The following is a 25,251-nucleotide window of genomic DNA, read 5'->3' on the forward strand; positions in this document are numbered from 1 at the left end:
TCGGACAGTATCCGGTCCTCAATCAGACGAACCGCCCGATCCTTAAACTGCTGATCAAATTTCTTTGGCATAACCTACATTTTCCCTTCTATCCAACGGAAACAAAACTCAGCCCACTTCAGTCGGGCTGAGCAAGAAGGCGCTGCCGCACTTCACCCACTTCCACCAGTGCCCAAAAATCCCCGCCGGGTCTTCGGCGATGACACCACCAGAATCCTTCTTACTATTCGGTCCAGGCTCAAAGACAGCGGCTGGGACTATGGCCCAATGTCGATCTGGTTTGCTGGCATTGAAAGCGGCGAACTACAACCCCCGGTGCCATCGGTGTCGACAATTGCGCGACTACTACGCCACGCAGGCGGAGTAGAGTCCAATCCCCGCAAGCGCCCGAAATCTTCCTACCTGCGCTTCCAGCGCGGCAAAGCCATGGAACTATGGCAGCTAGATGGCCTGAAATACCACCTTTATGATCAACAAAGCACGGTTATTACCATCTACCAGCTCATCGACGACGCCACCCGTAAGGACATGGGAACCTCCGCCTACCCCAGCAACGAAAATAGCGCAGACGCCCTTGACGTGGTTACCCGCGCTATTGCGCACTACGGTGCCCCGAATGAACTATTGACCGATAATGCGTCAGCATTCAACCAGCTCAGACAAGGCAAAGTCGGACCGTTGGAAGAATATGTGGCATCACAAGGATGTAAACCAATCCCAGGGCGGCCAGGGCATCCCCAGACGCAAGGCAAAAATGAGCGCAGCCACACCACGCTCATCCGGTTCCTCGACGCCCACCGTCCCACCACCCTTGAACAGGCGAAAGAGCTTATCACCACCTACCGCGAGCACTACAACACCAGGCGTCCGCATCAGGGACTAGGAAAACCTGTCATGACCCCTGAACAGGCCTGGGAGCTCATGGAACACGCCGAGCCACAGCCACCCCTAGATTCATCCTATCTGGCAGCCGTAGCGGCTAAATACCGGCGTCAACGCCAGCAAGCGGTGACCACTGACCCAATCGTCAACACTGGTGAAAAGCCCGCACCAAACAAGGGCCAGAAATATCGCCGAGCCAAGCAGGCTGAGCTTGACCAAGTCACCAACGCAGACGACGGTGACGATACCGGTGAGGACCTGCCATACGCTGTGGAAATAACGCACCAAAACCGTGCAGTTTTCTTCCGGGGGCGTCGCATCTCGGTTCCCACTAAGTATTCGGGCAAGTTCTACATCCGCAACGTCACCGAAGATGAACTGACCTACTAGGATGCAGATAACGGAGAATTTATTATGAGCTTTCCGCTGCCACTAATTGGAATCAGCGACAGTCCGAGGTTCATCAATTCCTACAACGTTAAAGGAGCCTGGCTCAAAGACCCGCCAGCCCACTGGCAACGCAAACACGCCGCAGCCGAGAAGCGCTTTGCTAACCAATCCACCGACCAAGAACCCGGTACCTAAAATCCCGCAGGATCTGTGAAAAGAGCTATGACATCGAGTGTGAAAAGAGCTATGACATTGTTCGTGAACAAGGATATGACATTACACACTAGTTACTCACCACTGCGCTACTAAATAGGTGGTCGGAACACCAGAGACACCTTTGAGCTGGTGTCCGTGTCAGCGGAGGGCATCGCCGTGAGGGCGCGGCCAGTGGCAGGGCCCAAGGCGGTTTCCGGTTTTACTTTTTGTGGCGAAGCTAGACAGATGGGATGGGGCCGGCGGTTGCAGCGACCAGCGCGGAAGGGGGTCCATACTGGGCCCCCAGAGCGGCCGAGTCGAACCAAGGACTCGGGAACTCCCGCCAGGCGTTGTGTGCAGCCGAGGGGTGCTCAGAAGGCTGTTTGGGGCATCTGCCGGGGCGTAGTACCCGCGTAGCGGTCCAGCGGCGTGGGGGGAGCGCTCCGCGTGTGCGGGGTTATGGCATGCCTGATAAGGGTTTAGCGTCGCGGGATGGGCATTGCGCCCCGGTTTAAAATGCCTATCACCTACGCCAACCGTGTGCAAAGCTATCTGACGGTTGGCGGCGAGTGTGTTTCGGAAATCCCGCTACGAATTGCTCTGCTTTAGGGGACTGCGGCCGGGCTGTCCCATTTGCCAGTTAGCTGACCGTTGGGCATCTACACGGGGGAGTGCGCCGTTCCCGAGATTTCACCGCCAATTGGGTGGAACGCCAGAAGGCGGGCATGGATGTTGACAACATCCATGCCCGCCTTATCAGGAGCAATGTGTGAGCCACAGAGATTGCGGATTACGACCTACTCCTAGAACTCAACTTAGGGCCTGCGACGGTTGAACCGAGCCGAGTAACCACGTCCAAGAACCAGGAAACCAAGGCCAGCCAGAAGGAGCATGAAAACGCCTTTGCCGCCGGTCATCGGCAAGTTGAAGCCGCCGTTGCCTTTGGTGTTTACGATTGTCTTTTCGAGCACGGGAACAATCGTCGGATCCGTTTTATCCCGCTCAACCTTGAATATGATTGGCTCTGCTAGAAGCTCATGATCTTCTGGAGCCTTAGTCTCCTTCAAGCAGTAGCTAGTCTGATTGGCCTCAGGGACGACCTTATCGTCGCGGTAGTCGTTTGCCAGCAGGCCCCTAATCTCAACTCCGTCGTTTGCGACGATGGCAGTCTTATTTAACTTGGTGGTAAGAGTATTCACATCAGTACAGACGAACAAGTCGAACTCAGCACCCGTAAGCTTGGCACCACTGGCATCTTTCTTGATGATGTCTACGTTGCCGTAGAAAGACCTTGGATAAGGATAAGGATTAGGCGGAGTTCCAGTAGGTGGGGTTTCTGGATTTTCGGTTCCTTCGGTCGGAGGATCGACGACCGGAGGTTTGGTTGGATCTTCCGCTGGTTCCTCTCGACGATGTGTCCAGGTCTTGTATTTATTCTCAATCGGAGACGTTTCAGCTGGCTGATTTGGTTTAACCTTGAAGTTAAGCTTCATGGAGACGTTGATGTTTTCATCCAACAGTATTTCGTAGACCTGACCTAACCCAGCTGAAGTGAACTTCACAACCACCTTTCCTTCGTTCTTTCCTTCTTCGGCTTTATTAGTGACTGTGTAATGCTTATCGGCTTCAAGAACCACTTCTTCCGTGCCAGAGCCATCATCATATTGAATTTTCACCTCTGGGGCCGGATCAGTAAGAAACTCTAGGCGGTCAGCGGGGTAGTGGTCAACCAAAACTATTCCGTCATATGTAGGTCCGGGAACCAAGGGTTGATCCAGAGTATATTGGATATTCTGGCCATTGATTATAGCGTCACTGTCCTTGACGGTTTTAGTTGCTCCTAGCTCCTCCCTTTGATTCTTTGGGTGGACGTGAACTTCATTCAACCATCGTGTGGTGTTTACCGGGTTGGTAATTGGCAGTGTAATGATAAACGGCTTGACGTCACCCTTGTAGCCAGTAGGAGTCTCGGTCTCCGTTACGAGGTAAAGACCGCGGCCGAACTTTGCGCTACCGGTGCCGGTGCCGGCTTCGGTTGTTTCACCGGTGCCGGTTTTATGATCGTGGACGTAACCTCGGTCAGTTTTGATTGATGAGCCACTTCCTAGCGTGTATCCAGCTTTAGTGATTGATTGAACGGCAGTTTGATTGTTAGTCGAGTCAAACTTCTTGGACAGCTGTTCAGCCTTCTTCCACCCATCATTCGTTGAAAGGTCAATTTCGGTGATTTTTTGGACCGAGAACGTAGCTACAAGCTTTTCTCCACCGGGATCTGATTTAGGAAGGCCGGTATCCCGGTCACCACCTAATTCTCCTTTGGAACGCTTGTGGATGAAAAGAGTAATGTCAGTGGGCATCTCAGTAGTGCCCAAGTATATATCGCTTTGAGCGGAGGCAACTGCTGGGTTCGTAATGTTGGTGGTTACAATCCCTCCGGATGCAAGCACACCCGCAGCCATGGCGACTGCGAATCCTTTTCTAATTTTCATAATGATTGAGACTTTCTATTTGGGAATGAAGTGGAGTTTTTATAAGCCAAGCAGCTTCAATGTAGGAGATCTGGGAGGGGCCTAGAAACGCCGGCGTACCGGGAGATCTTTAAATGCTCACGAGATGGAGCTCCGGAACATCTCTTACATTAAGGAATCTTAGCATAAACATTGAAAAATCTAGATGGTGGAAAAGGGCTCTACTTCTTCGAATTGCCGTAACGCTAGATAAGCTAAAGTTAAGGAAAGTGTGGGCGTTAATTTTGGCGTGCGTTCAGGGCATTCCAGGGGCCGTTGGTAAGACGTCGCTGGAGGTTAGGACTTGGTCTATGCAGCAGATGAAATCTGACCCCACACAATGAGGGCATGGAGTTCTTGGTGTGCCAACCGAGTCCGGTTGGACATGATTCGCGAGTCCATCGGGTTTGCCAGGACGGCGAAGGGCAATGAGGGTTTGCGAATCCCGGTATTCCCCGCGTTGGCTGGCTATAGTGGGGACATGATGCTGTTACGGTTCTCCTTTAGGAATCACAAGAGTGTCCGCGATGGTGCAGATCTGACTATGGCCCGCGGTTCACTGAACACTCTTGTGCCCAAGAACCGATCTTGGGATGAGTCCTTGCACTCTGTTGTTGGGTTGTTTGGGGGTAACGCTACTGGTAAGTCCGCTGTTCTGGATGCTTTAGTTTATACTTTTCGCGCAATCCGGGAGTCTGCAACCAGCTGGCAGGCGGAAAAACAGTTCCCATGGTTTCCATTCGTTTTGCAGGATAATTATGACGAGGCGACCAGTAGCTACGAATTAGATTTCGTGGCTAATGGACGGAGGTACCGCTACGGGTTTGAAGTAGACCGGTCAGGCATCCAGCGGGAGTGGCTCAGAGACGTCCCTAGCTCCCGCTGGCGCACTCTTCTCAACCGAGATCGAGCTACCGGAGAATTAACGTTCCATAGTGCTCTCGGCCGGAAATTCTCGGTGACGGACCGTGAGCTTGTATTAAGTCGTGGTGCCTTGCTGTCCCATAGTTCCCTCGGGGACATCTGGCGTGAGCTGGTAGAGCATTTCGATTACGTGCTGGTGGACGACGCTCACCGCGAAGCTAGGTTGAGGTACATAGCTCACTCCCTGCAAGAAGGATCAACCACCTTCGAAGATATCGAGGTACTGCTGCGAATTGCTGATATCGGCGTCGACAAAGTCGGTCTTGAGGATGAAGATTTATCCAAGAGCTTCTTGCAGGTTCTGCAAACTGAAGACGGTAACAGCCAGCGTGGGATTTCGTCGAAATGGGGTGTGAGCCCGGCGGAATCCCTGCGGACCGATGGCCCAGGATCCGGCGGAGAAGATTTGCAGAAAGTCATCCGTCGCCTCACATTTGCTCACCGTTCGACAGGTGCGAAAAACCATAGGTTTTCCATGGCGGAAGAGAGCAACGGAACTGTTGCCTGGTTGGCAATGGCGGTCCCAGCGCTTGAGGCTCTCAGGAAAGGCGGCCTGATTCTGATCGATGAAATTGACGCAAGCGTCCACCCTCATCTGGTCAACCTATTGGTGGGGATTTTCGCAAATACCCAAATTAACGTTCATGGTGCACAGTTGATTTTTACCAGTCACCAGCCGTACCTGATGTCATCATTGAGCGACGCTGAGTTGGTTCCGGAGCAGGTTTGGTTCACAGAAAAATCTGCGGAGGGGGTGACGCAGCTCTACAGTTTGGCGGAATTCGAGCTTCCCAAAGATGTTGATTTGGCGGAGTTCTACCTTTTGGGACGGTTCGGTGGCGTGCCACGGCTAGCGCCGAGTTTCTTTTTTTCGCTCGCGGCTCCCGAATCTAAGAAGTCAGGGTAACTTAATGGCGCTCAGAAAAACACGACCCGTGAAACAGAGGATTTTGGTATGCACTGAGGGGACTAGGACGGAACCGCAATATCTTGAGATGCTAAAACAGTTTCTGCGGCCCGACAGTGTTATCAATGTCGAGGGAGTTGGGAAAGAACCTCTGAGCGTGGTGAAGGCCTGCGTTAACCTGCGCGATTCGGGGTTGCAAAGTGTAGATGTCCGAGCATCGCTGCTAAGCGGCTCACCAGGCGCTGAAAGCTTCCGGATTAATTCTATATGAGACTGGAATGAATCAAATTCCATGACGGCGATTAAACACTATCTCGTAGACGTCTTCATCAATCAGGCCTTGGCGAATTGCCTGGGAAACCTCTGCCCATGTTCCCTTGGGATCGACAGTCAACGAATCATAACCATCAGTCTTATCACTTTTGGTATAGGGGAATCGAGTTAGCTCGTCGATGAGCTTATCCCGCAACATTTCCCCAGCTGCATATCGTTGACAAATCTCATATGGCGTAGCACCGGAGAACCCCTCCACTGGTGGAGCTTCCTTCTCAGCTACTTTCAGAGTTTTCTGCACCGAGGATTGGGCGATGTTGAGCATTTTTCCAAGCTCCCGTTGGGTGAATTCCTCATGGAGCTGGCGCAGCTGACGGCGATAGTCTAGCTCGGCAATATCTCGACGTTGGCGCAGACGGAGTGCCTTTTTTACTTTATCGGGCAGGTCAGGAGTAGTCCTATGGGAAGTAGTCAATTAAATCACCTGAATCACCTTTCTGCTTCAAACCGTACCACGGCTTGACAGCCTTGGCTATCAACGGTGGAAAATTCAAACTCTGTGCGTTCCGTGCGTGGTCGCTCCGGTTACGCTGTTAGAAGTTACATCCCAGTGGTGTGGGCTGGGATATCCGGACCGGTAAACTTGAGCTTGTGCCGTAGTTGACCTTGAAGGCAAGGAAAATGGTCATATGGGGAAATTTAAAAAGCACACGCCGGAGCAGATTGCCGAGCGTCTGGAGAAGGCAAGCAAGCTTTCCGAAGCGGGAAAGACGAACGCAGAAATCTGCCGTGAGCTTCAGATCTCGGAGGCAACATTGAGCCGTTGGCGTCGGGAGTACGGCGAAATGTCGCGTGCTGCAGCTCGGGAGCTTACAGCCCTGCGGAAGGAAAACGATCGTCTCAAGCGACTGCTTGCGGGAGCAGAATTGGAAAAAGCCGCGTACAAGGATCTCGCTAAAGCAAAATTCTAAGCCCAGCACACCGCCATGAAGCCGTAGATTACCTCACTCACAAAGGCTATCCGCAACGGTTATCATGCGAGGTCGCTGGGCTTTCCCGGTCGGCGTACAACCGCCGGAAAGCAATCAACGACGCCACTAGTGCGCGAAAATACATGACGCTACACGCGCAAAATTAGATGGCGCTTGACAATCAGTATTTCAGCGAAGAATTCGGTGAGCTCAGGATAGAGCTTTTCGGATCCGTTGACACTCATCACAGTTCGGGAGCTTTTGAGGATCCTGCCGGGGGACAAAGGTTCTGCCGCACAGGGTTGTGACGGGTTCTCCGTCAACCATCTTCCTATCAGCTTCTGACTGGGTCATGAGCACGTGATGGGTCTGAGACCCCGCTCTAAACGCGCCAGGATACGGTGCTGCTGTCTTGCCCTCCCAGACGTTCGATTCTGGAATATCATCGTCAAATTCCAGCACATACTGCTTGGAAGCACCGTCATTTTCATACATAGCTGACCATACTTGCTCATCATCGTGAAAACGACTAAGAACCACGAGCGTAGCCACTCGAAGCAGAAAGGGACTGGAAGAGCGAGGTTCGGTCCTGGCATTGATCTCGAGGCCCAGAGGTCGCGGCCAGTCATCTAGGAGAACCAATTCAATATCGATGGTTCCAACCAAGGGTGCTCCGCCTCCAAAGATGTCGAAAATATCCAAGTGGATGGCGTCCCCGGCTTGCAAACTACCGAGCTCATTGTCAATTCTTTCCCAGAGATTCTGTCTCCAGGACGAAAGCCTCTCCATGTCGTGGTCGGTTTCGAGAAGTTCTTTATCTCGAATCCCTGGGCCCCAGCCCTCGAAACCGATTTTTTTATCAAGAGACAAGAAGTAACTGTAGAAATCGTCAGGCGACCCTTCTTCCCTGAAACCGGCTGCAACAACCCATATTTGACCTTGCTTGTCCTTAAAAGCAGCACCTCGGTCCCGCCCCTTCTTTAATTTGAAGCACCGAGGCGAAACAGAGGAAATCGTCGGAGGTAGCGACGAAGAATCGCGATCTGGCGAGGAGATAGTGATCGCGTCCGCCACGATGGGGTGGGAGCAATCTGTACCTAGCGATCCTATTGGGCCATTCCTGTTCCACGACTCCAGGCCTAGGTCTTCAACCGCACACCGGATAGTCAATCTTGGTTTCAGGGGCATAATTTAAGGGCGAGAATTAACTCACTAATGATTGCGTAGCCTGGTGGTAAAGCTTCTCTAGTGAAGCTACATCCTCTGCAAATTCTTGCTGCGCCTTTACAGCAGGCTCACGAAGTGCCAAAACATCGAGAGTGGAAAAAACTTTTTTTCCCTCAATTTCTTCCGGTTTCAGCCGCGAGTCTCGAACAAGCAAACGAACATGCAGTTCAGAGATTCGGAGAATTTTCGCAACTACTTCCTTGGGAATGAAGCGCGGGATACTCACTGGTGCCCCAGTGGCATTCTCAAAAGTCAACGGGTCATTGTAAAATGCGGCGCTCACGAAAATTCACTCCTCCCTGCAGAAACTATACTAAAAGAAATATTTGCTTGAGATTGTAGCAGGAAGATAGCCCATTGCGTCACTCGAACCAACCACCGCAAACCAAAACCCTCACTTGGCACCTGGCCGTTCCAGTAGAGCTATTGATGAGCATGGAATTTCATCCACGAAAGTGCTTCCGAGTTTGGAGCAGATTGGAAGCAATATTGAGCACGGTATTTCGTTAGATTCCAAGCTAGTTCCGGCTCCGGGGTCTAGATGACTGTCTGTCAAGACAAGAAGTCTGCAAATCCACCATCAGTTTCCTGCCAGAAACACGGATGGCCATCTACGCAGACTCGCCCGACCGCCTTACGTCCGATCCCCGACCAAACCTGGCGGTTCCGCAACAATCTGATGACGCTAGCCGGACCGTTTTGAATGTCGTTTGAAAGGGGACCATGACGCTCGATTTTACTGGTGGACATTCCGCCACCTGTCAAGGAGTGCAAGGTGCTCGGCTATGGGCGACGGAGCGAGTATCAAGTAGCGGACGCAATCAGTTTCTTGTACATTCGGGGATAGCTTTGGTAATTCCAAAGTACGCTAGTGTTGACCTGCATCGGGAAGCAATCCGACTTGTTCCTGAGCTCAATGCCTATAAGCCATTCCATCAGAAAGGACCACCGTGATGAGCAAGGCACTTTACGGAACCGCCGTTGTCAGCGGAGACAGGCTGGCTTTCAGGGATTCAGCGGGAAAGGTTTCTTACATCGCAAAGCAAGACATGAATTCGGATATTGAAGTAATTTACTCAGATCCTGAAGCACTCCGGGTTTTCAATGAAAGCCTAGAGGATTATGCCGATGGGCGATTTGTAGACTTCGAATTCTAGCAAGCAATTAATTATGCCTAATTTCGAAGTCAAATTCACTCCCACTGCTCGCGATGATCTCAAAAAAGGACTTCAGAAGTATCCTCAGAAAAGGGATAAAGTCCATAAATCTATTAAATTGTTGGAAGAACCTGGCCCTTCATATCCGGGCTTACGTACCCACCCGATGCGGGGTATTAAAGGGGCTAATAATGAGACTATCTATATTTCTTATGTTGAGAATAATACCCCGCAGGCTTGGAGGATTCACTGGTCTTATTGGGGGCGAGACACGATAGTTATTCTTTACGTAGGTCCTCACACTTAACGCCGCGCCCGTGGGTCCGGAGTCGGCAAAAGTTGAGACCCGCAGTTCGGTTTCTTTCAATACGATTTTTGTTTTTCCATTGACCTTCAGTCTGAAGTCAAACTGCTTGTAGAGAACGTGTATCTTACTGCCAAAAGCGGCCACTGTTGTGTTTCACCTGGGACCAACGAAACCAGCTGGTGTGGGCCGGGTTATTCGGACCTCTGAAGTTGAGCGTGTGCCATAGTAGTCCTTGAATACATGGAGGATGGTGATCGCGGGAAATTTAAGATGCACACCCCGGAGTAGATTGCCCTGCGTCTGAAGGAAGCAAGCAAGTTGGCCAAGGAAGGCAATTCGACTGCTGAAATTTGTCGAGAACTCAATGTGTCAGAAGCCACACTGAGCCGCTGGCCTCGGGAGTGCGGGACAATGTCGCGAAGCTGGTGAGGGCCGGGATATCCGGACCGGTAAACTTGAGTGTGTGCCGTAGTTGACCTTGAGGGCAAGGAGAATGATTATATGAGGAAATTTAAAAAGCACACGCCGGAGCAGATTGCCGAGCGTCTAGAGAAGGCAAGCAAGCTTTCCGAAGCAGGAAAGACGAACGCAGAAATCTGCCGTGAGCTTCAGATCTCGGAGGCAACATTGAGCCGTTGGCGTCGGGAGTACGGCACAATGTCGCGTGCTGCAGCTCGGGAGCTTACAACCCTGCGGAAGGAAAACGATCGCCTCAAGCGACTGCTTGCGGAAGCAGAATTGGAAAAAGCCGCGTACAAGGATCTCGCTAAAGCAAAATTCTAAGCCCAGCACACCGCCATGAAACCGTAGATTACCTCACTCACAAAGGCTATACGCAACGGTTATCATGCGAGGTCGCTGGGCTTTCCCGGTCGGCGTACAACCGCCGGAAAGCAATCAACGACGCCCGTAGCGCTCAAAAACACATGACGCCACACGCGTAAAATTAGATGGCGCTTGACACAAGCGCCGTTTTTCCGCTTTCCAAGCGCCGTGCTAGACAGTTCACCTCTATCTGACCATAAACATGATATGCTCATCTGAGTAAGCCTCGAGATTGAGTTGCTTGGGCGGGGTTTAGCCTCGCTTAGGGAATGAAGGTTCGGCCTTTGGTCGGACGCTCGGGGCAATTGTCGTCTTTAGGGGGAAGTCGTGAATCGAGATCCGATCGAACTTGTTGTTCCTTTTGAGGATCTGCTTTCTACAGCTAGGCTCGATGTCTATTTTGAGTATGCTTCAAAATCGCGTAACGATAAAAAGGCCCCTCTAGAGAAGTTGAGTCAAGAGGAGATGGACGCATTTGCGTCAGACCGCGACAAACGTAGGGAAATAGCGGCCTGCCGGCTTTACCTTTGGGATTCATGCGTGTCGGCTTCTTTCTGGCCCTCAGTTTCATTTACCGAGGTGACTCTGAGAAACGCCATTAATGATGCGCTTTGCGACTATTTTAATGTGGAGGGGAACAATGGATGGTATTCGTTGGTCCGCAAAGATTCGGAAAGAATGGGACCGAATATCTAGACGTCGCGGGGGCAAGGAAAACGTAGGTGACCTTTTTGTCGCTAAGGTGACGCTGGGGATTTGGGCAATGCTGTTGGGTAAAGGAGACTCTTCGCCCCGAAAGGGATACCTGAATTATGAACAGACTCTTTGGGAGCCTTGTCTTAAAAAGGCCTTTCCCAATTTTTCCGGGAAGAGATCGGTTCTCCGCGAGGAAATCCGAATCTTTTCTAAATTGCGCAATCGAATAGCTCACCATGAACATCTATTAGGAAAAAACCTTAAGCTTTATATCGAAACTATTGAAAAGATTCTTTCGTACGTAGATGGGCCGGCAGCTGATTTTTTCTGCGACTTCTGTCAAGCGACATTTAAAACGTTCCAGTCAGCGACATGAAATTGTTCCGGAGTTTGGGGGTTGTTGGTGGTGTGGGTTATGTGATGGGGCCTTACACTTGGGCCGGCTTTCGCTTGTTTCAATCGAACCGACACGCCTTGGGTTGTGATTGTGTGGGTGTGTACATTCGTCGGTTGACCAGGGAGGTTACTAAGCTGGTGGGGAGTATTTTGTCAAAGTCTCCTGGAGGGAAGTTGGATGTTAGTGCGAGTGATGCGCGCTTGTACCGCGCTTCTACGACCCAGTAGAAGGCTTCTCCAACAGCCCCACACGAACCAACCCTGGAACGTTTTTCCTGTCGCTAGCTGTAAACCCTAACGTGTCGCTCAACAACTTCAATAGGATTCAAGAAATGATTGATGCGGAAGATAGCTTTCTTGGCGGAAGAATACATATGTGACCGCTCCTATTCGCTGACGCATATTGGTGCAATAATAATAGTGAACTCTCCGCGAAACATGTGGGTCGCCCTGGTTGGCCTGGCTGTCTGTATTGCGGTCAACACCAATCAATTATTCAGCTTCTAAGCCGAAGTCTACGGTCCCGAGTTGGCTCATTTTAGTCAGGTTTCGAGATCTTTTGGATGAGACCGGCTAAGTCTGGCGACTGCGGCGTTAGGCCTACATTTTTTGCTCCTCGATTTGAGATTCTATTGCACATTCCCTCTTTATGGCTCTGACTAGGTGTTTCAGGGATTTCGTGGTGTGACCTGACTTGGCTCATTTTAGTCAGGTTTTGGAAGTCGTTGAATGAGCTGGTCGACTTCCGGAGGTAGCGGCGGTTGGGCGTAGAATTTTTGGCCGTTGACTTCTATTTCTATCGTCCGGTACTTCTTTAGCGTTCTGACAAGGCGTTTTATTGACTTCCCGGTTCTTTGCTCAAGCAGGTGACCGCACGCGATCGCGGCCATCACGATGGTTAGGTGCGCTTGGATTGAATCTTGCTTCCGGTGATAAATCGGACGAGCTCTGAAATCGGATTTAGCCATCCGGAATGACTTTTCAATTTTGAACAATTGGCGGTAAAAGCCAATGACCTGCTCTGCGGACAAATCTGTGCGGCTAGTTTCGTATCCTTTGATCCCGGCAAGCGCCTTGTGCTTGTCTGCTAGAGCATGGTTGACCTGCTTATTTGGGGCTTTGAGGTTGACGTACCGGTTTCGCTTTACAGGGATTTTCCCTTCGACGGCACGCTCAGCTTTTTCACTTGCTCCTCAATTCCCCTGAGACTTCGCCGGGCTCGGTCCCAGGAGTATTGGTAAAACGTCACTGATTCTGTCACCGACTCCGACCCGGTAGTGCGCACAGTGTCCTGCCGCCAAATCTGCCCGTCGGTGTACTCCGTGTCTGGGTTGTCTTTCCGCCACGCAGCAATAACTTTAGGGATGTCGCGTTCTTTCGTGCCCAAGATATAGCCAAGCCCAGCGGAGACGACTTCTCGCTTGTTGGCAGCCGAAAACATTCCTGCATCTGCTACAACGGTAATGTCATCCAGGCTATAAGCTTCTTGCAGTTTTCTGATCATCGGAAGCATCGTGTGCGTTTCAGCACGGTTGCCTTCAAAAGCACTAATCGACAACGGCAATCCTGTTGCATCAGTGAGCATTCCTACGGTGACCTGTGGTTCTAGCCGCCGTTCTTTTGAAAAACCGGGCTTTCTGAAATCATCTTCTTTATCCGTTTCGAAGTACAACGTCGTCACGTCGTAAAGAACCAATACTCCAGGGCCAATCCCGGCATGCTGGGCAAGCGCGGCTGAAATCTTATCACTAAACAACTCCGTGGCGTACCGGGGTAAATGACGCTTGATTGTCGAATAGCTAGCAGATTCAACACCGACTTCCGCAAGCGTTTCGATGGATTCAAACTTTGACCCCGGATGAATTATCCGCGCCGCAACCAAATGATAAAACACCTGGTCATCACCAGAAGCAACGTCCAAGCCCAAGACCTGGAATGCACCGCGGATGGCATCAAGCAAGCAGCCAGCACGTTCTCCTACGACCGGCAGAGGACTGTGCTCACTACCGGAACCAAACTTCGTCGCAGAAGCCGCAGGCTGCGCTGGAACATCAAAATCCAAAGCAAGCTGATCCCCTTCAATCAGACGCCTAGCTTTCGCCTTAAGAAGAGCCAACTCCGCATCAGAATGAGCAGACCCCACATGATCCAAAACAGGAGAATTGCCTGCATAACGCCACAGAACCTGCACCGCCACAGCACCAGACCCAGTCCGGACAGTGCGAATTCTCGGCAGTGGCATAAATAACAGTATAGACACCCCCGCCAACTACCCGCTTAGTCAGGAAAAACGAAACCCCCGACCATCAAACCACCAGGTCAAACTGTCAATATGAAACCAATCACACCAAAATGAGCCAACTCAGGTCGCCCTGGTTGGCCTGGCTGTCTGTATTGCGGTCAACACCAATCAATTATTCAGCTTCTAAGCCGAAGTCTACGGTCCCGAGTTGGCTCATTTTAGTCAGGTTTCGAGATCTTTTGGATGAGACCGGCTAAGTCTGGCGACTGCGGCGTTAGGCCTACATTTTTTGCTCCTCGATTTGAGATTCTATTGCACATTCCCTCTTTATGGCTCTGACTAGGTGTTTCAGGGATTTCGTGGTGTGACGTCCGGACAAGTTCTCGCGTGTCACCGCAGTCACGCCCACGGGCAGGTGCCCTTGAATAGAGTATGCGCGCGAGGGCAAATTGGGCGGGACTGCAGAGCGAATTTCGCTGTCCGTACTGATTTCTCAAATTAAAAACGCGGCTAGTAATCCTAATGACCTGCTCAGGGGCAATATCTGGCCGCGACGGTTGCGCTGCAACCGCCCAGCCCACTAGCAGCAATACGAATACGGGGCAGTGATACACACAACAGAGTGACTACCCCCATCAGCTACCCGCTTAGTCAGGAAAAGTCACTGGTCCCACACCCGAATCTGCAGGCCACAATGTCAATATTAAATAAGTCACACTGGAATGACCCAAGTCAGGTCTAAGCCGAAGTCTACGGTGGTTCCTTCAGCGGTGTACGCATCCCCCTTTTGCCCACGAACCCGCTATTGCCCCAAGCAGGAGGTCGGTGACCTCCATGCTTGGGGCTGCTATGCGGTGTTTGGCGCACTTGTGCAGTGGTTAGTGGTTGTGTCTAGATGCCAAAGTACTCGCGCAGGTCAGCGGCAATAGCGTCTAGGCGGGCGGGGTCGGGGGACTCCAGGTAGCACTTGAGCTTGGGCTCGGTGCCGGAAGGGCGCACAATGACGCGGTCGTCGTTCTCAGTGAAGAACTTGGAGCCCTGGGCAAACTTCTCAACCTTGGCAATGGGGGAGCCGGCCAACTGCGTTGGGGGTTGGTTGGTGACCTTTTCCATTCCCTTGGCAATGATGCTCAAGTCATCCACGCGGAAAGTCAGCGGTGCGGTGTGCAGGTGGCCCACCTGAGCGTAGATGGAATCCAGGCGCTCAAGAAGGGAGGTTCCTTCCGCCTTGCACTCCGCGGCCAAGCTGGCCAGAACCACAGAAGTAGAAATACCATCCTTGTCGCGTACGGCCTCCGGGTCCGGGCAAAAACCAATGGCTTCCTCATAACCAAAAGCCAGATCCTTGGTTCGCGCAATCCACTTGAAGCCGGTAAGAGTCTCCTCGTGCTCCAATCCGTGGTGGGCAGCCACCCGACCTAGCAAGCGGGAGGACACCAGCGAATTGGCGAAGGTACCCTTCACGCCCCGGCGGGCTAGGTAGTCACCCAAAAGGGCCCCGGTTTCATCGCCGGAGAGCTGCCGCCACTGCTTGGTGGTTGCACCTTCTGTTACTTGGACAGCGGGCACGGCCGCCGCACAGCGGTCAGCGTCCGGGTCATAGGCAATGAGAATATCGGCGCCAATTTTATCCGCATGCGCCTTGCCCAAATCGAGCGCACCAGGTTCTTCCGGGTTGGGGAAGGCCACGGTGGGAAAGTCCGGGTCAGGCTGGGCCTGCTCCGGGACTAAGGAGACGTTAAAGCCAGCGCGGTTGAGAACTTCTTCACCAATGGCCGCGCCCACGCCGTGCATGGCGGTAAGGGCCACGGTGATGTCAGTCTTGGGCCCCACCAGTTTGACTGCGCGGTCAATGTAATCAGCGCGGGTGTCCACGTGCTCGATGTTTTGGCTATCGCGGGTGATTTCATCAGCGTAAGGAGCGGCGTCAATCATGGCGGCAATCTCTTTATCCGCAGGGGAGATAAGCTGCACGCCCTCGGCGTCACCGGTGGCCACGCGGCCGCCAAGATAGACCTTGTAGCCGTTATCCGCCGGTGGGTTATGGGAGGCCGTGACCATGATCCCGGCGTCCGCGTTGTGGGACTTTACGGTGAACGCGGTAAGCGGAGTGGGGTTTTCCTTGGGCAAAACTAGCGCCTTGCCGCCGGCTGCGGAGATAACCCCGGCGGCGTCTTCCTGAAACTGCGCGGAGCCATGACGGGCGTCGCAGCCAATGACAACCACCGGGTTGGTGGTCTGGGTCTTAAGCCACTCAATTAGCCCAAAGGTGGTGCGGATAACCGTGGCGCGGTTCATCCGGGACTGCCCGGGGCCCACTTCCGCGCGCAGACCGGCGGTACCAAATTCCAGCGGGCCGTTAAAAGCCTTGGCCAGCTCCTCCTGGTTGCCTTCTTCCAGCCAGTCCAGGACCTGTTGCTTGGTCTGTGGGTCTGGGTCGTGCTCCGCCCACGTGCGGGCGAAGTCCTTCAGAGTGGTGTTTTGAGCGTTATCTGACATGGTTTAAAGCTCCTCAAGGATTGCACGGGAAGCGGACAACCCCAGGCGGGTAGCGCCGGCGTCCACCATGGCCTTGGCATCCGCAGCCGTGCGGATACCGCCGGAGGCCTTAACCCCCAGCTTGCCGCCCACGGTGTCAGCCATGAGCTTGACCGCGTGTACAGAAGCCCCGCCAGCGGGGTGGAAGCCCGTGGAAGTCTTGACAAAATCGGCACCTGCGGCCTGGGAGGCTTTGCAGGCGCCAACAATCGCGGCATCGGAAAGTGCTGCAGACTCAATGATTACCTTCAGCACCTTGCCTGGAATGGCGTCACGAACGGCCTTGATTTCCGCCTCGAGCTCATCGAACTTGCCCTCAACGGCCAACGCCACGTTGATGACCATATCCACTTCCTCCGCGCCGTCTTTGACCGCGCGGGCGGCCTCAGCGGCCTTAATCTCCGGCTTGACCGCACCAGACGGGAAACCACACACCGTGGCCACGTGCAGGCCCTCCGGGACCTCTACAGGCAAAGCGGATGGGGACACGCACACCGAATATGTGCCCAGCTCAGCTGCCTCTTTGATGAGGGCATCAAATTGCTCCTTAGTAGCCTCCGGCTTGAGCAAAGTGTGGTCAATGATAGAAGCGATCTTCTCGCGCATAATAATTGTCTCCTTCTTTCAGGTAGGGGTGAGTCTTAGGAAAATGGGGTTTAGGTGGAACTGGGGTTTAGGTGGACCTGGGGTTTAGGCGAACTTAGGGGTGGTGTCCATCTTGGCCTCCGTGCGGGCCAGCTTTTGGTCCGCGAAGAAGTAGATCACGCTGCCAAGTGCTGCGATGAACGTCAGGAGCCACAACGCCGGGCCGTAGCCCTCCGTCACGGACTGCACCTTAGCGGTGTAAGCAATGCCCAGCGGGATGGCAATGTTGATGGTCAGGTTATAGAAACCAATGGCAATACCGGACTTGGCGGCCACAATATTTTGCAGCGCCGTGTTCACCAAAGGCGCGTACATCAGTGCAAAGCCGGAAGCGAAGGCCACGGTGGTCAGCACCAGGATAGCCACGTGGAGCTGCACCAAGAGCGCGGCCACCAGCAGGGAACCGGTGATCATGGAAACGGCAATGTAAATGGTCACGCGGGAGCTTAGGAAATTACCAATCTTGCCGGAGAAAATACCCACCAAGATGGCGCAGATGTAACCCGGAATCATAATCAAGCTGGCCTTGTCCAACGTCAGCCCATGCAAATCCTTAGCCGCGTAAGGCAGTAGGAAGATGTAGCCCAGCTGGGTGGAGTACATCAAAAGAACCAATACCAGCGCCCATACGTAGCGGCCGTTGGTGAAAAATTCCGGCTTGACCACCGGCGTCTTAGCCGTGCGGACGTGGCGCGCGAACAAGAATACGGCCACCACGGTGGGGATAAGCCACAGCCAGTTGAAAGCCTGCATGAACATGGTCAGCGAAGACGCGAAGACGGCAATCATCAGCAAGCCCAAAGCGTCCAGATTGGAGCCCACGGACTCTTCCACCGGCACCGTCTTGATAATGGCGGGAACCGTCAACAGCAAAAACAGCGGGATGAGGAACATTGCGGTCCAGGACACGTAAGTGGAGATAAACCCGGACGTCAATGCGCCAATAAGCAGGCCGGCCTGGAAGGCAGCCGTGGAAAAGCCCAAGTAGGTCTTCTGGTCTTCCTCACGCAGGTGCTTGGTCACGTAGATGACATACAGCGTTTCCGCCGCCGCCAGGCCAGTGGTCTGGATAAGGCGGCCGGTAAGCACCATGGCCCAAGAACCGGAGAAGATAAAGCCCATGAGCGAGCCCACCGTGATAAGCCCAATGCCAATGAGCATGAGCTTGCGGATGGGGATGGCGTCCGCCAAAGCGGCGTAGACCACCGCGCCAATACCAATGATGACACCCGCCAGTGACGCCTGCAGCGACGCCGTGTTATCGGAGATATCTAACGCCGTGGCAATAGGCATGGTCATGGTCTTGAAGCCGTTGTCAATGACCAGTGAGAAGACAAAAACAAACAGCAAAATGGGGACTGCGGCCTTGGGGTTTACCCCGCTGGGGCGCTTGGTTGCAGAAGAGGTCATGTTCTATTCCCTTGGTATCAAAGTGAAGTGGGGCTGCCTGGTTGGCAGGCCGCAGATTATTTCAGGCCAGCCAGCGGCAGGGTCAGTTCCATCATCTTGTGGAAAGCGGTCTGGCGCTCCTTGGCGGGAAGGGAAGTGCCGTGGACCAAGCTGTCAGAGACAGTGAAGACGCCCAAGGCGTCCACGCCAGCCTCAATAGCGTTGGCGTAGAGGGCCGCGGCCTCCATCTCCACGCTCAACACACCCATGCGGGCCCAGCGCTTGCTGGCTTCCTTGTCAAAGTTGTAGAAGATATCCGAGCTCAAGATGTTGCCCACATGGATCTTGGCATCCTGCTTTTCAGCTTCCTTCGCCAAGGCGCTTAGCAGCTTCCAGGACGCGGTAGGGGCAAAGGAACCGGGCAGGTTGTACTGGGACATGAAGTTGGAGTCCGTGGAGGCGGCAGAAGCCACAATCACGTCGTGGAGCTCAATATCAGGCTGCATAGCGCCGGTGGAGCCCACGCGGATGAGGTTTTTCACGCCGTAGGTATTAATCAGCTCATAGGAGTAGATACCAATGGAGGGCATACCCATGCCCGTGCCCATCACGGAGACCTCGTTGCCCTTGTACGTGCCAGTAAAGCCCAGCATGTTGCGGACCTCATTGAACTGGACCACGTCTTCCAGGAAAGTATCAGCGATGAACTTGGCGCGCAGGGGGTCCCCCGGCAGGAGGATGGTTTCAGCGATCTCAACGCCGTTGGGGTTGATGTGTGGGGTGTCAGTGTCAAACTTGGACATAAGTGCAACTCCTTAGAAAGTTGTCCGGGTTGAAGAAACCGGGGCGAATAAAACCGAAACGTGGAGCAAAATGTGTTCCTACCTACCAATTTAGGCCGTCTGTAACAATTGTCAATGTTTTGTTTTACTTTTGTGCCAGATTGTGATGTTTTCAACGGCTTTGCTGGGTGTGTTGGGGCTGGGGCTGGGGCTAGGGCGGTCGGGGGTGTGGGGTGTGTTGGTGGGTTGTTGGTTGTTAGTTGCGCTGGTTTTGGGGATGTTGGTGTGTTGGTTTTTGTCGTTTGACTAGGCGATTTGTGAAATTCTTGGCGGTCGGGTTAAATAATTGGAGTCCGCAGCGGGAAAGACACAAGCTTTCCTGTTGGGGATGTGCCCCCTTAGCTCAGTCGGCAGAGCGTTTCCATGGTAAGGAAAAGGTCGACAGTTCGATTCTGTCAGGGGGCTCCACTCATGCGTCTGGAGTTTAATCGGTGAGGTAGAACTCTCGGGTTAATTGACTGGCTTGATTGCCAGGGTTGGCTTATCGGGTTAGGTTACCGGGTGCATGTTGAGGCGGTGTAGCTCAGTGGTAGAGCAAACGACTCATAATCGTTGTGTCGCGAGTTCAATTCTCGCCATCGCTACAAGGGAAAAGAATTCGCCCGCTAGCCGGGCGCTTTCCTTATATCCCGACCTCCAGCCGGAGCGGGTGGTTATTGCCGCCGTCAAAGTTCTGGTAAAGTTAACCGCTGCGGAGTTATTTCCAAACTTCGTAGTACGTTAAGTGGATACACGCTTAGGGGCGTGGCGCAATTGGTAGCGCAACGGTCTCCAAAACCGTAGGTTGCAGGTTCGAGTCCTGTCGCCCCTGCCAAACTTTTTTATTTCAGGAGGAACCAAGCTGTGAGCGATGAGCAACAGCCCAGCGGCGCACCGCGCCCAACCGGTAAGCGTCAGCTCACCGGGGCAACCACCACCTCCAGTGCCGCCTACGAAGACAAGCGGGTAGTGCGCGTAGAAGCAGGCGAAGAACCAGCTGGCAGCCAAGACGGCCCCGGCGGCGGAGTAGCTGCCTTCCCAGGGGAAGTGGCCTCTGAAATGAAGAAGGTTGTCTGGCCTACCGGCAAGGAAATGGTTCAGTACACCATTGTGACCTTCATGTTCCTGCTCATTCTAACTGCACTGGTCTGGAGCGTAGACACGCTCACCGGCCTGGGAATTGAAGCAATCCTAGTTCCTTAGGTAGTATAGATTTATCAAACTTACACATCCCGCTAGTCCCCACTGGGGCGGCGGGATAATTTATTACCTCCCACACCCAGGAAGTGAAAACCCATGAGCGAAGACAAGACTTTCGAACCATCCCAAGACAACTCCTTTGAGTCCGCGCTGCAAGAAGCCGTGCAAGCCCAGCAGGCCGAGGCCGCGGAAAAGTCCGATGAGGCCAGCGCCGCAGCGGAAGAAGCCGCCAGCCAGGCTGAGGTTGAGCTGTCCGACTCCGCCACAGAAGCCGTAGAAGCTACCGGAGAGTCGGTGGAGGCTGTGACTGAGGCTGTAGCTGGTGGGGCAGCTGATGAGGCGGCAGCGGCATCGGCAGCGGAGGGCGCACCGGAGGAAGAATCCGAGTTCGCCGCAGACTACAAAAAGCGTCTGCGAGAGTTCACCCGTGAGCTAAAGAAGCAGCCCGGGCAGTGGTTTATCATCCAGTGCTACTCCGGGTATGAAAACAAAGTAAAGACCAACCTGGACATGCGCGCCCAGACCCTAGAGGTGGAAGACTCCATCTTTGACGTCGTGGTCCCCGTAGAACAGGTTCTAGAAACCAAAGACGGCAAGAAGAAGCTCGTCAAGCGCAAACTGCTGCCGGGCTACGTGCTAGTTCGCATGGACTTAAACGACGCCGCCTGGTCCGTAGTGCGCGACACCCCGGGAGTAACCTCGTTTGTGGGCAGTGAGGGCAACGCCACCCCGGTTAAGCACCGCGACGTAGCCAAGTTCCTACTGCCGCAGTCCGCGCCAGCCACCCAGGGCGCTGCGGCCGACAAAGACGCCGATGGCAACCAGGTCATCGCCATGCCGGAAGAGGCAACCAAAGCCAAGCCAGTACACGACTTCCAGGTTGGGGAAGCAGTCACCATCCTGGCCGGCCCGCTGGCGTCGGTGTCCGCAACCATCTCCGAAATCAACCCAGAGACCGGCAAGATGCAGGGCCTGGTGTCCATCTTCGGGCGCGAAACCCCAGTGGAGCTTTCACCCACCGAGATTGAGCGCGTGAACTAATTTTCCGCAGCTCACGCCGGTAGGCGGAGATTTTGAAAAGGGCGCACGGTGGTCTAAGATTGACCGCCGTGCGTCTTTTTGCGTACATCCATATTTTCATCCCCGGTGGCTTTGCGCACCAAAGCATCCGGACGGACCCCGTTATTCATCGTGGCGGAGTCCGGTACCACAGGAAAGAGGTAATTCGATGGCTCCGAAGAAAAAAGTATCAGGCTTCATCAAGCTGCAAATTCCGGCAGGCGCTGCAACTCCAGCTCCTCCAGTAGGCCCCGCACTAGGTGCCCAGGGTGTCAACATCATGGAATTCACCAAGGCCTACAACGCAGCAACTGAAAGCCAGCGCGGCAACATCGTGCCAGTGGAAATCACTGTCTACGAAGACCGCTCCTTCACCTTCAAGCTGAAGACCCCACCAGCTGCCAAGCTGCTGCTCAAGGCCGCTGGCATCCAGAAGGGCTCCGGCGTTCCTCACACTGACAAGGTTGGCTCCGTCACCTTCGACCAGTGCAAGGAAATCGCGCAGACCAAGTTCGAAGACTTGAACGCTCGTGACATCGAGAACGGCGCCCGCATCATTGCTGGTACCGCGCAGTCCATGGGCATTGAAGTCAAGGGTATGCCAGCTAAGAAGAAGTAAGCTCTCCGGGGCACAACTTCATGTGGTAGGGCCAGCTTCCGGCCCGCTACACACCACAACAATCCACCGATTTTTACAAGGAATTGATTTAACATGAGCGCAAAGAAATCCAAGGCCTACCGCGCAGCGGCCGAAAAGATTGACCGTAACCGCCTGTACCGCCCACTAGAGGCCGCCAAGCTGGTCAAGGAAACCTCCTCCAAGAACACCGACGCCACCGTTGACGTAGTCTTCCGTCTGGGCGTTGACCCACGCAAGGCTGACCAGCTGGTTCGCGGCACCGTTTCCTTGCCACACGGCACTGGTAAAGACGTTCGCGTTGCCGTCTTCGCTGAAGGCGACAAGGCAGAAGAAGCTCGCGCTGCCGGCGCTGACGTAGTGGGCACCGAAGAGCTCATTGCTGCCATCACCGAAGGCAAGATCGACTTCGACGTAGCAATCGCTACCCCGGACCAGATGGCCAAGGTTGGCCGCGTGGCCCGCGTCCTGGGCCCACGTGGTTTGATGCCTAACCCAAAGACCGGCACCGTTACCCCAGACGTCACCAAGGCTGTGACCGAGGTCAAGGGCGGCAAGATCTCCTTCCGCGTTGACAAGGCTTCCAACCTGCACGCAGTTGTGGGCAAGGCCTCCTTCGACGCTGAAAAGCTGGCTGAGAACTACGGCGCTCTCTACGAAGAGATCCAGCGCCTCAAGCCTGCCTCCGCAAAGGGCATCTACGTCAAGCGCGTTACGCTGACCTCCACCTTCGGCCCAGGCGTCCCCGTTGACGGCACTGTGTCCAAGGGCTTTGCTGAGTAAAGACAGCCTTGGCCCCAGCGGATCCTAGGCTCATCCTCCCCTCCACATAACGTGGAGGGGAGGTTTCGCGTTGCTATAGGCGTTCCAGGGGCCTAAATTATTTTTCAAAAGGTATAAAAGATGCCTTTTACCTGCGTGAATAGTTGGAGTTTTGGCTCGGAAGAAGGTTTAATAGGACTGTAAGAATCTACATTCCCCCAATGATTGAGACACTTTCTATGCCGCAATTAAATTATAACGCGCAAGCCAACCCGTACCTGGGGCCACCAGGTACCGCCACCATGCACGGCGACGCCCAAGCCTCCGACTGCACGCCCCTGGCCGGCCCCGGCGCCGGCGCGTGGGACATAACCTCAGTTGACCTAGGCGGCGCCTGTCCCACCATCCTGGTGGGCAACGACGGCTTCATCCAAGTACTTACCACCCAACGTTTTGGCCGGGACCTGACCTTCCTGCAGCCAAAAATCTCCATCCTGGACCCCGGCGGGGCCGTGATGTCCAGCCTGGAAATCCCTAAAGGGGCGCTGCTAGGCGCCGTCTACGCCTACGTAGACAACCACAACCGCATGGTCGTGGCCGACGGCACCGGAACGCTCATCCGCGTGGCACACGACGCCACCGGGCGCGGCCTGCACGTAGACCAGCGCGCGGACGTCTCCAGCTTCCTCTCCCACACCCCCGGAGACCAGATTGTGGGGCTCACGCCCGACTGGCAGGGGCGGGTGTGGCTAGCCTCCCGCGAAGGCCGCGTGGCCATGATCGATGAGAACCTCCGCGAAGTCCGCGGCCTGGTCCTCAACCGCTTCAACGGTGCCGGGGAACGGGTGGATAACTCCATCTCCTCTGCACCCGAGGGCGTATCCATCATCACCAACCGCGGGATGTACCTGCTCAACGCGCCTGCCGGCCAGCCCCAGATTGTCTGGGCCACGGCCTACGACGCCGGCTCGCACCGCAAGCCCGGCAAACTGGCGTGGGGCTCAGGGGCCTCCCCAACCTTCTTTGGCCCCAACGGCAGTGACTACCTCATGCTGACAGACAACGGTGACTTCCAAGAAGCTGTAGAGGTCTACAACACCAAAACCGGCAGGAAACTAGGCTCCGGCAAGTTGTTTATGCCCAACGCCTCCGGCAGTGAGAACTCCATGATTGGCATAGGCAACACTATCATCGCCGCCTGCACCTACGGCTACCCCTACCCGCGCTACCCCGAAGGGGCAGGGCCCTCCACGCCCGCCAAGGCCCTGTTTGCGCCCGGCTTCGAGCGTTGGGACTTAACCCCGCGCGGCCTGCGCAACGTTTGGCGCCGGACGGACATGTACTCATCCGCCGTGCCGCGCTACTCCGCGGCGGATGGCCTTATCTACACCTGCGAACGGCCCCGCGGGCCCCTGGGACTGCTCGATGGGACGTCCATCAAGGCCGTGGCAGTGGACATTAATACCGGCCAGACGGTCCATGAGCAGACGCTGCCCGGCCTGGTCACCCTCTTTGGCGTTGACACCCTGCAAATGGTGGGCACCATTGACACCCACGGCACCTGGTGGCAAGGCACAATCGGCGGAGTCTTCCGCATCTCTCGAAAGGGCGCATAACCATGACAGACAACACCTTCTCCCGCCGCAAAGCGCTCCAAGCCTTCACACTGGGCGGTGTGGTGCTCCTAGGTGCACGGGCGCTGCCCGCCCACGCCGCCCCCGCGAACTCCTCAAACGGCACCAGCCACCAAACAGACCGTATAGCCACCGACTTCGCCGAGTTAGACAGCCTGGGCCTGCCCCGGTTCCTGGTAGTCTCCAACCCCACGGACCAGCCGCTGGATAACGTTACTCTGCGCATCAACGGCCGCCAGCTGGACCAGGCCGGGTTGCTGGGGCAGGGGTATAACACCTATCCGGCTGTATCTGGCAAGAGCTTGACCCAGCGCGGTCCCGGAGTCTGGACACACCGGCTTCCCGGGGTGGTCCCGCCAAAGTCCACGGCCACATTTGAACTAAGTTGGGCCGGAGTTCCCGCCGCACCTGGTACCCGGCTTCTGGGCACTCTGCAGCTTCAGACCGCGCGGGAGAGCTACTACGAGGTCTACACCCAGGAGTTCATCGTGGGACAGCCGTTTAGCCCCAGCCTGGACCCGTACCCGGAGACTCTGATTACGGCCGTGCCGGACAACGCGCCGCACGCCGAGCCCGCGCCGGAAGGCACCGTCCCGGAGGGTGCCGTGCCGCCCAACGCACCGCACGCCGACCCCGCGCCGGAAGGCACCGTCCCGGAGGGTGCCGT

The 25,251-nt window shown here is 54.6% G+C and carries 22 protein-coding genes, 3 tRNA genes and 1 pseudogene; 17 read left to right on the plus strand and 9 right to left on the minus strand.

What is annotated here, in order from left to right:
* The first annotated feature begins 267 nt into the window (after positions 1-267).
* Together F4V58_RS01435 and F4V58_RS12435 are read left to right on the plus strand one after the other, a co-directional pair.
* The gene (locus F4V58_RS01435) at positions 268-1,272 is read left to right on the plus strand and encodes an integrase core domain-containing protein (RefSeq protein WP_150385670.1); all 1,005 of its coding nucleotides are present in this window, start codon (positions 268-270) and stop codon (positions 1,270-1,272) included.
* 24 nt (positions 1,273-1,296) lie between these two features.
* Complete coding sequence (locus tag F4V58_RS12435; protein WP_157105750.1) at positions 1,297-1,467, plus strand: hypothetical protein; 171 nt, start codon at positions 1,297-1,299, stop codon at positions 1,465-1,467.
* An 815-nt stretch (positions 1,468-2,282) separates the two neighbouring features.
* Here F4V58_RS12435 and F4V58_RS01440 read toward each other — a convergent pair.
* Positions 2,283-3,956 (minus strand): SpaH/EbpB family LPXTG-anchored major pilin, encoded by a 1,674-nt coding sequence (locus tag F4V58_RS01440; RefSeq protein WP_150385671.1) that lies wholly within the window; start codon positions 3,954-3,956, stop codon positions 2,283-2,285.
* 403 nt (positions 3,957-4,359) lie between these two features.
* Between F4V58_RS01440 and F4V58_RS01445 the strand changes: the two genes are divergently transcribed.
* Positions 4,360-5,805: an AAA family ATPase gene (locus F4V58_RS01445; RefSeq protein WP_075732729.1), complete on the plus strand. Its 1,446-nt coding sequence runs from the start codon at positions 4,360-4,362 to the stop codon at positions 5,803-5,805.
* A gap of 283 nt (positions 5,806-6,088) precedes the next feature.
* On the opposite strand, the gene F4V58_RS01450 is transcribed toward F4V58_RS01445, so the two are convergent.
* Positions 6,089-6,553, minus strand: a complete 465-nt coding sequence (locus tag F4V58_RS01450) for a hypothetical protein (RefSeq protein WP_075732731.1) — start codon at positions 6,551-6,553, stop codon at positions 6,089-6,091.
* A gap of 214 nt (positions 6,554-6,767) precedes the next feature.
* On the opposite strand from F4V58_RS01450, the gene F4V58_RS01455 reads away from it, so the two are divergent.
* On the plus strand, positions 6,768-7,049 hold the full coding sequence (locus F4V58_RS01455; RefSeq protein ID WP_075732732.1) for a transposase: 282 nt from the start codon (positions 6,768-6,770) through the stop codon (positions 7,047-7,049).
* A gap of 210 nt (positions 7,050-7,259) precedes the next feature.
* On the opposite strand, the gene F4V58_RS01460 is transcribed toward F4V58_RS01455, so the two are convergent.
* Complete coding sequence (locus F4V58_RS01460) at positions 7,260-7,919, minus strand: DUF3039 domain-containing protein (RefSeq protein WP_169833293.1); 660 nt, start codon at positions 7,917-7,919, stop codon at positions 7,260-7,262.
* A 334-nt stretch (positions 7,920-8,253) separates the two neighbouring features.
* Positions 8,254-8,559, minus strand: a complete 306-nt coding sequence (locus F4V58_RS01465; protein WP_075732735.1) for a hypothetical protein — start codon at positions 8,557-8,559, stop codon at positions 8,254-8,256.
* Between the two features lie 670 nt (positions 8,560-9,229).
* Between F4V58_RS01465 and F4V58_RS01470 the strand changes: the two genes are divergently transcribed.
* The 4 genes from F4V58_RS01470 (at position 9,230) to F4V58_RS01490 (ending at position 11,261) form a co-directional block, all read left to right on the plus strand.
* A complete protein-coding gene (locus F4V58_RS01470; protein ID WP_075732737.1) occupies positions 9,230-9,433 on the plus strand; it encodes a hypothetical protein in 204 nt (67 codons plus the stop codon).
* Between the two features lie 625 nt (positions 9,434-10,058).
* Positions 10,059-10,169: a transposase gene (locus F4V58_RS13025; RefSeq protein ID WP_169833294.1), complete on the plus strand. Its 111-nt coding sequence runs from the start codon at positions 10,059-10,061 to the stop codon at positions 10,167-10,169.
* Positions 10,170-10,241: 72 nt separating this feature from the next.
* Complete coding sequence (locus tag F4V58_RS01485; RefSeq protein ID WP_075732743.1) at positions 10,242-10,523, plus strand: transposase; 282 nt, start codon at positions 10,242-10,244, stop codon at positions 10,521-10,523.
* Between the two features lie 369 nt (positions 10,524-10,892).
* Complete coding sequence (locus F4V58_RS01490) at positions 10,893-11,261, plus strand: hypothetical protein (protein ID WP_075732745.1); 369 nt, start codon at positions 10,893-10,895, stop codon at positions 11,259-11,261.
* 1,100 nt (positions 11,262-12,361) lie between these two features.
* On the opposite strand, the pseudogene F4V58_RS01500 reads toward F4V58_RS01490, so the two are convergent.
* The 5 genes and pseudogenes from F4V58_RS01500 to deoD all read right to left on the minus strand — a co-directional run bounded on the left by F4V58_RS01500 (position 12,362) and on the right by deoD (position 19,274).
* Positions 12,362-13,899 (minus strand): annotated as a pseudogene (locus tag F4V58_RS01500) (IS1634 family transposase).
* Positions 13,900-14,790: 891 nt separating this feature from the next.
* Positions 14,791-16,398: a phospho-sugar mutase gene (locus F4V58_RS01505; RefSeq protein ID WP_075732751.1), complete on the minus strand. Its 1,608-nt coding sequence runs from the start codon at positions 16,396-16,398 to the stop codon at positions 14,791-14,793.
* 3 nt (positions 16,399-16,401) lie between these two features.
* On the minus strand, positions 16,402-17,043 hold the full coding sequence (gene deoC / locus F4V58_RS01510; RefSeq protein WP_075732753.1) for a deoxyribose-phosphate aldolase: 642 nt from the start codon (positions 17,041-17,043) through the stop codon (positions 16,402-16,404).
* Between the two features lie 84 nt (positions 17,044-17,127).
* Positions 17,128-18,492: an MFS transporter gene (locus F4V58_RS01515; RefSeq protein WP_075732755.1), complete on the minus strand. Its 1,365-nt coding sequence runs from the start codon at positions 18,490-18,492 to the stop codon at positions 17,128-17,130.
* A gap of 56 nt (positions 18,493-18,548) precedes the next feature.
* Positions 18,549-19,274 carry a purine-nucleoside phosphorylase gene (deoD, locus tag F4V58_RS01520; RefSeq protein WP_075732757.1) on the minus strand — a complete coding sequence of 242 codons (726 nt, stop codon included), beginning with the start codon at positions 19,272-19,274 and terminating at the stop codon, positions 18,549-18,551.
* Positions 19,275-19,645: 371 nt separating this feature from the next.
* On the opposite strand from deoD, the gene F4V58_RS01525 reads away from it, so the two are divergent.
* The 9 genes from F4V58_RS01525 to F4V58_RS01565 all read left to right on the plus strand — a co-directional run.
* Positions 19,646-19,721: transfer RNA gene (locus F4V58_RS01525), tRNA-Thr, on the plus strand.
* A gap of 104 nt (positions 19,722-19,825) precedes the next feature.
* Positions 19,826-19,897 (plus strand) — tRNA-Met (locus F4V58_RS01530).
* 154 nt (positions 19,898-20,051) lie between these two features.
* Positions 20,052-20,127, plus strand: a tRNA-Trp gene (locus F4V58_RS01535).
* A 29-nt stretch (positions 20,128-20,156) separates the two neighbouring features.
* On the plus strand, positions 20,157-20,495 hold the full coding sequence (gene secE, locus F4V58_RS01540; protein ID WP_075732759.1) for a preprotein translocase subunit SecE: 339 nt from the start codon (positions 20,157-20,159) through the stop codon (positions 20,493-20,495).
* 93 nt (positions 20,496-20,588) lie between these two features.
* Entirely contained in the window at positions 20,589-21,533 is a 945-nt protein-coding gene (nusG, locus tag F4V58_RS01545) for a transcription termination/antitermination protein NusG (protein WP_075732761.1), read from the plus strand.
* 187 nt (positions 21,534-21,720) lie between these two features.
* Positions 21,721-22,170, plus strand: a complete 450-nt coding sequence (gene rplK / locus F4V58_RS01550) for a 50S ribosomal protein L11 (protein WP_075732763.1) — start codon at positions 21,721-21,723, stop codon at positions 22,168-22,170.
* A 93-nt stretch (positions 22,171-22,263) separates the two neighbouring features.
* Complete coding sequence (gene rplA, locus F4V58_RS01555) at positions 22,264-22,971, plus strand: 50S ribosomal protein L1 (RefSeq protein WP_075732765.1); 708 nt, start codon at positions 22,264-22,266, stop codon at positions 22,969-22,971.
* Between the two features lie 200 nt (positions 22,972-23,171).
* Positions 23,172-24,566, plus strand: coding sequence for a 6-pyruvoyl tetrahydrobiopterin synthase (locus F4V58_RS01560; protein WP_245803010.1), 1,395 nt, complete (start codon positions 23,172-23,174; stop codon positions 24,564-24,566).
* Positions 24,567-24,568: 2 nt separating this feature from the next.
* A partial coding sequence (locus tag F4V58_RS01565; RefSeq protein WP_428840527.1) for a hypothetical protein occupies positions 24,569-25,251 on the plus strand: 683 nt, incomplete at its 3' end.

Source organism: Corynebacterium phocae (genome assembly GCF_008693075.1).
Classification (GTDB): domain Bacteria; phylum Actinomycetota; class Actinomycetes; order Mycobacteriales; family Mycobacteriaceae; genus Corynebacterium; species Corynebacterium phocae.

Excerpts from the sequence above, each read along its gene's own strand:
- deoD (WP_075732757.1), bottom strand. The coding sequence starts at position 19,274 with ATGTCCAAGTTTGACACTGACACCCCACACATCAACCCCAACGGCGTT.
- F4V58_RS01445 (WP_075732729.1), top strand. The coding sequence starts at position 4,360 with ATGATTCGCGAGTCCATCGGGTTTGCCAGGACGGCGAAGGGCAATGAG.
- F4V58_RS12435 (WP_157105750.1), top strand. The coding sequence starts at position 1,297 with ATGAGCTTTCCGCTGCCACTAATTGGAATCAGCGACAGTCCGAGGTTC.
- F4V58_RS01505 (WP_075732751.1), bottom strand. The coding sequence starts at position 16,398 with ATGTCAGATAACGCTCAAAACACCACTCTGAAGGACTTCGCCCGCACG.
- rplK (WP_075732763.1), top strand. The coding sequence starts at position 21,721 with ATGGCTCCGAAGAAAAAAGTATCAGGCTTCATCAAGCTGCAAATTCCG.
- F4V58_RS01560 (WP_245803010.1), top strand. The coding sequence starts at position 23,172 with ATGATTGAGACACTTTCTATGCCGCAATTAAATTATAACGCGCAAGCC.
- nusG (WP_075732761.1), top strand. The coding sequence starts at position 20,589 with ATGAGCGAAGACAAGACTTTCGAACCATCCCAAGACAACTCCTTTGAG.
- F4V58_RS01435 (WP_150385670.1), top strand. The coding sequence starts at position 268 with ATGTCGATCTGGTTTGCTGGCATTGAAAGCGGCGAACTACAACCCCCG.
- F4V58_RS01455 (WP_075732732.1), top strand. The coding sequence starts at position 6,768 with ATGGGGAAATTTAAAAAGCACACGCCGGAGCAGATTGCCGAGCGTCTG.
- F4V58_RS01470 (WP_075732737.1), top strand. The coding sequence starts at position 9,230 with ATGAGCAAGGCACTTTACGGAACCGCCGTTGTCAGCGGAGACAGGCTG.
- F4V58_RS01485 (WP_075732743.1), top strand. The coding sequence starts at position 10,242 with ATGAGGAAATTTAAAAAGCACACGCCGGAGCAGATTGCCGAGCGTCTA.
- rplA (WP_075732765.1), top strand. The coding sequence starts at position 22,264 with ATGAGCGCAAAGAAATCCAAGGCCTACCGCGCAGCGGCCGAAAAGATT.
- F4V58_RS01515 (WP_075732755.1), bottom strand. The coding sequence starts at position 18,492 with ATGACCTCTTCTGCAACCAAGCGCCCCAGCGGGGTAAACCCCAAGGCC.
- F4V58_RS01440 (WP_150385671.1), bottom strand. The coding sequence starts at position 3,956 with ATGAAAATTAGAAAAGGATTCGCAGTCGCCATGGCTGCGGGTGTGCTT.
- deoC (WP_075732753.1), bottom strand. The coding sequence starts at position 17,043 with ATGCGCGAGAAGATCGCTTCTATCATTGACCACACTTTGCTCAAGCCG.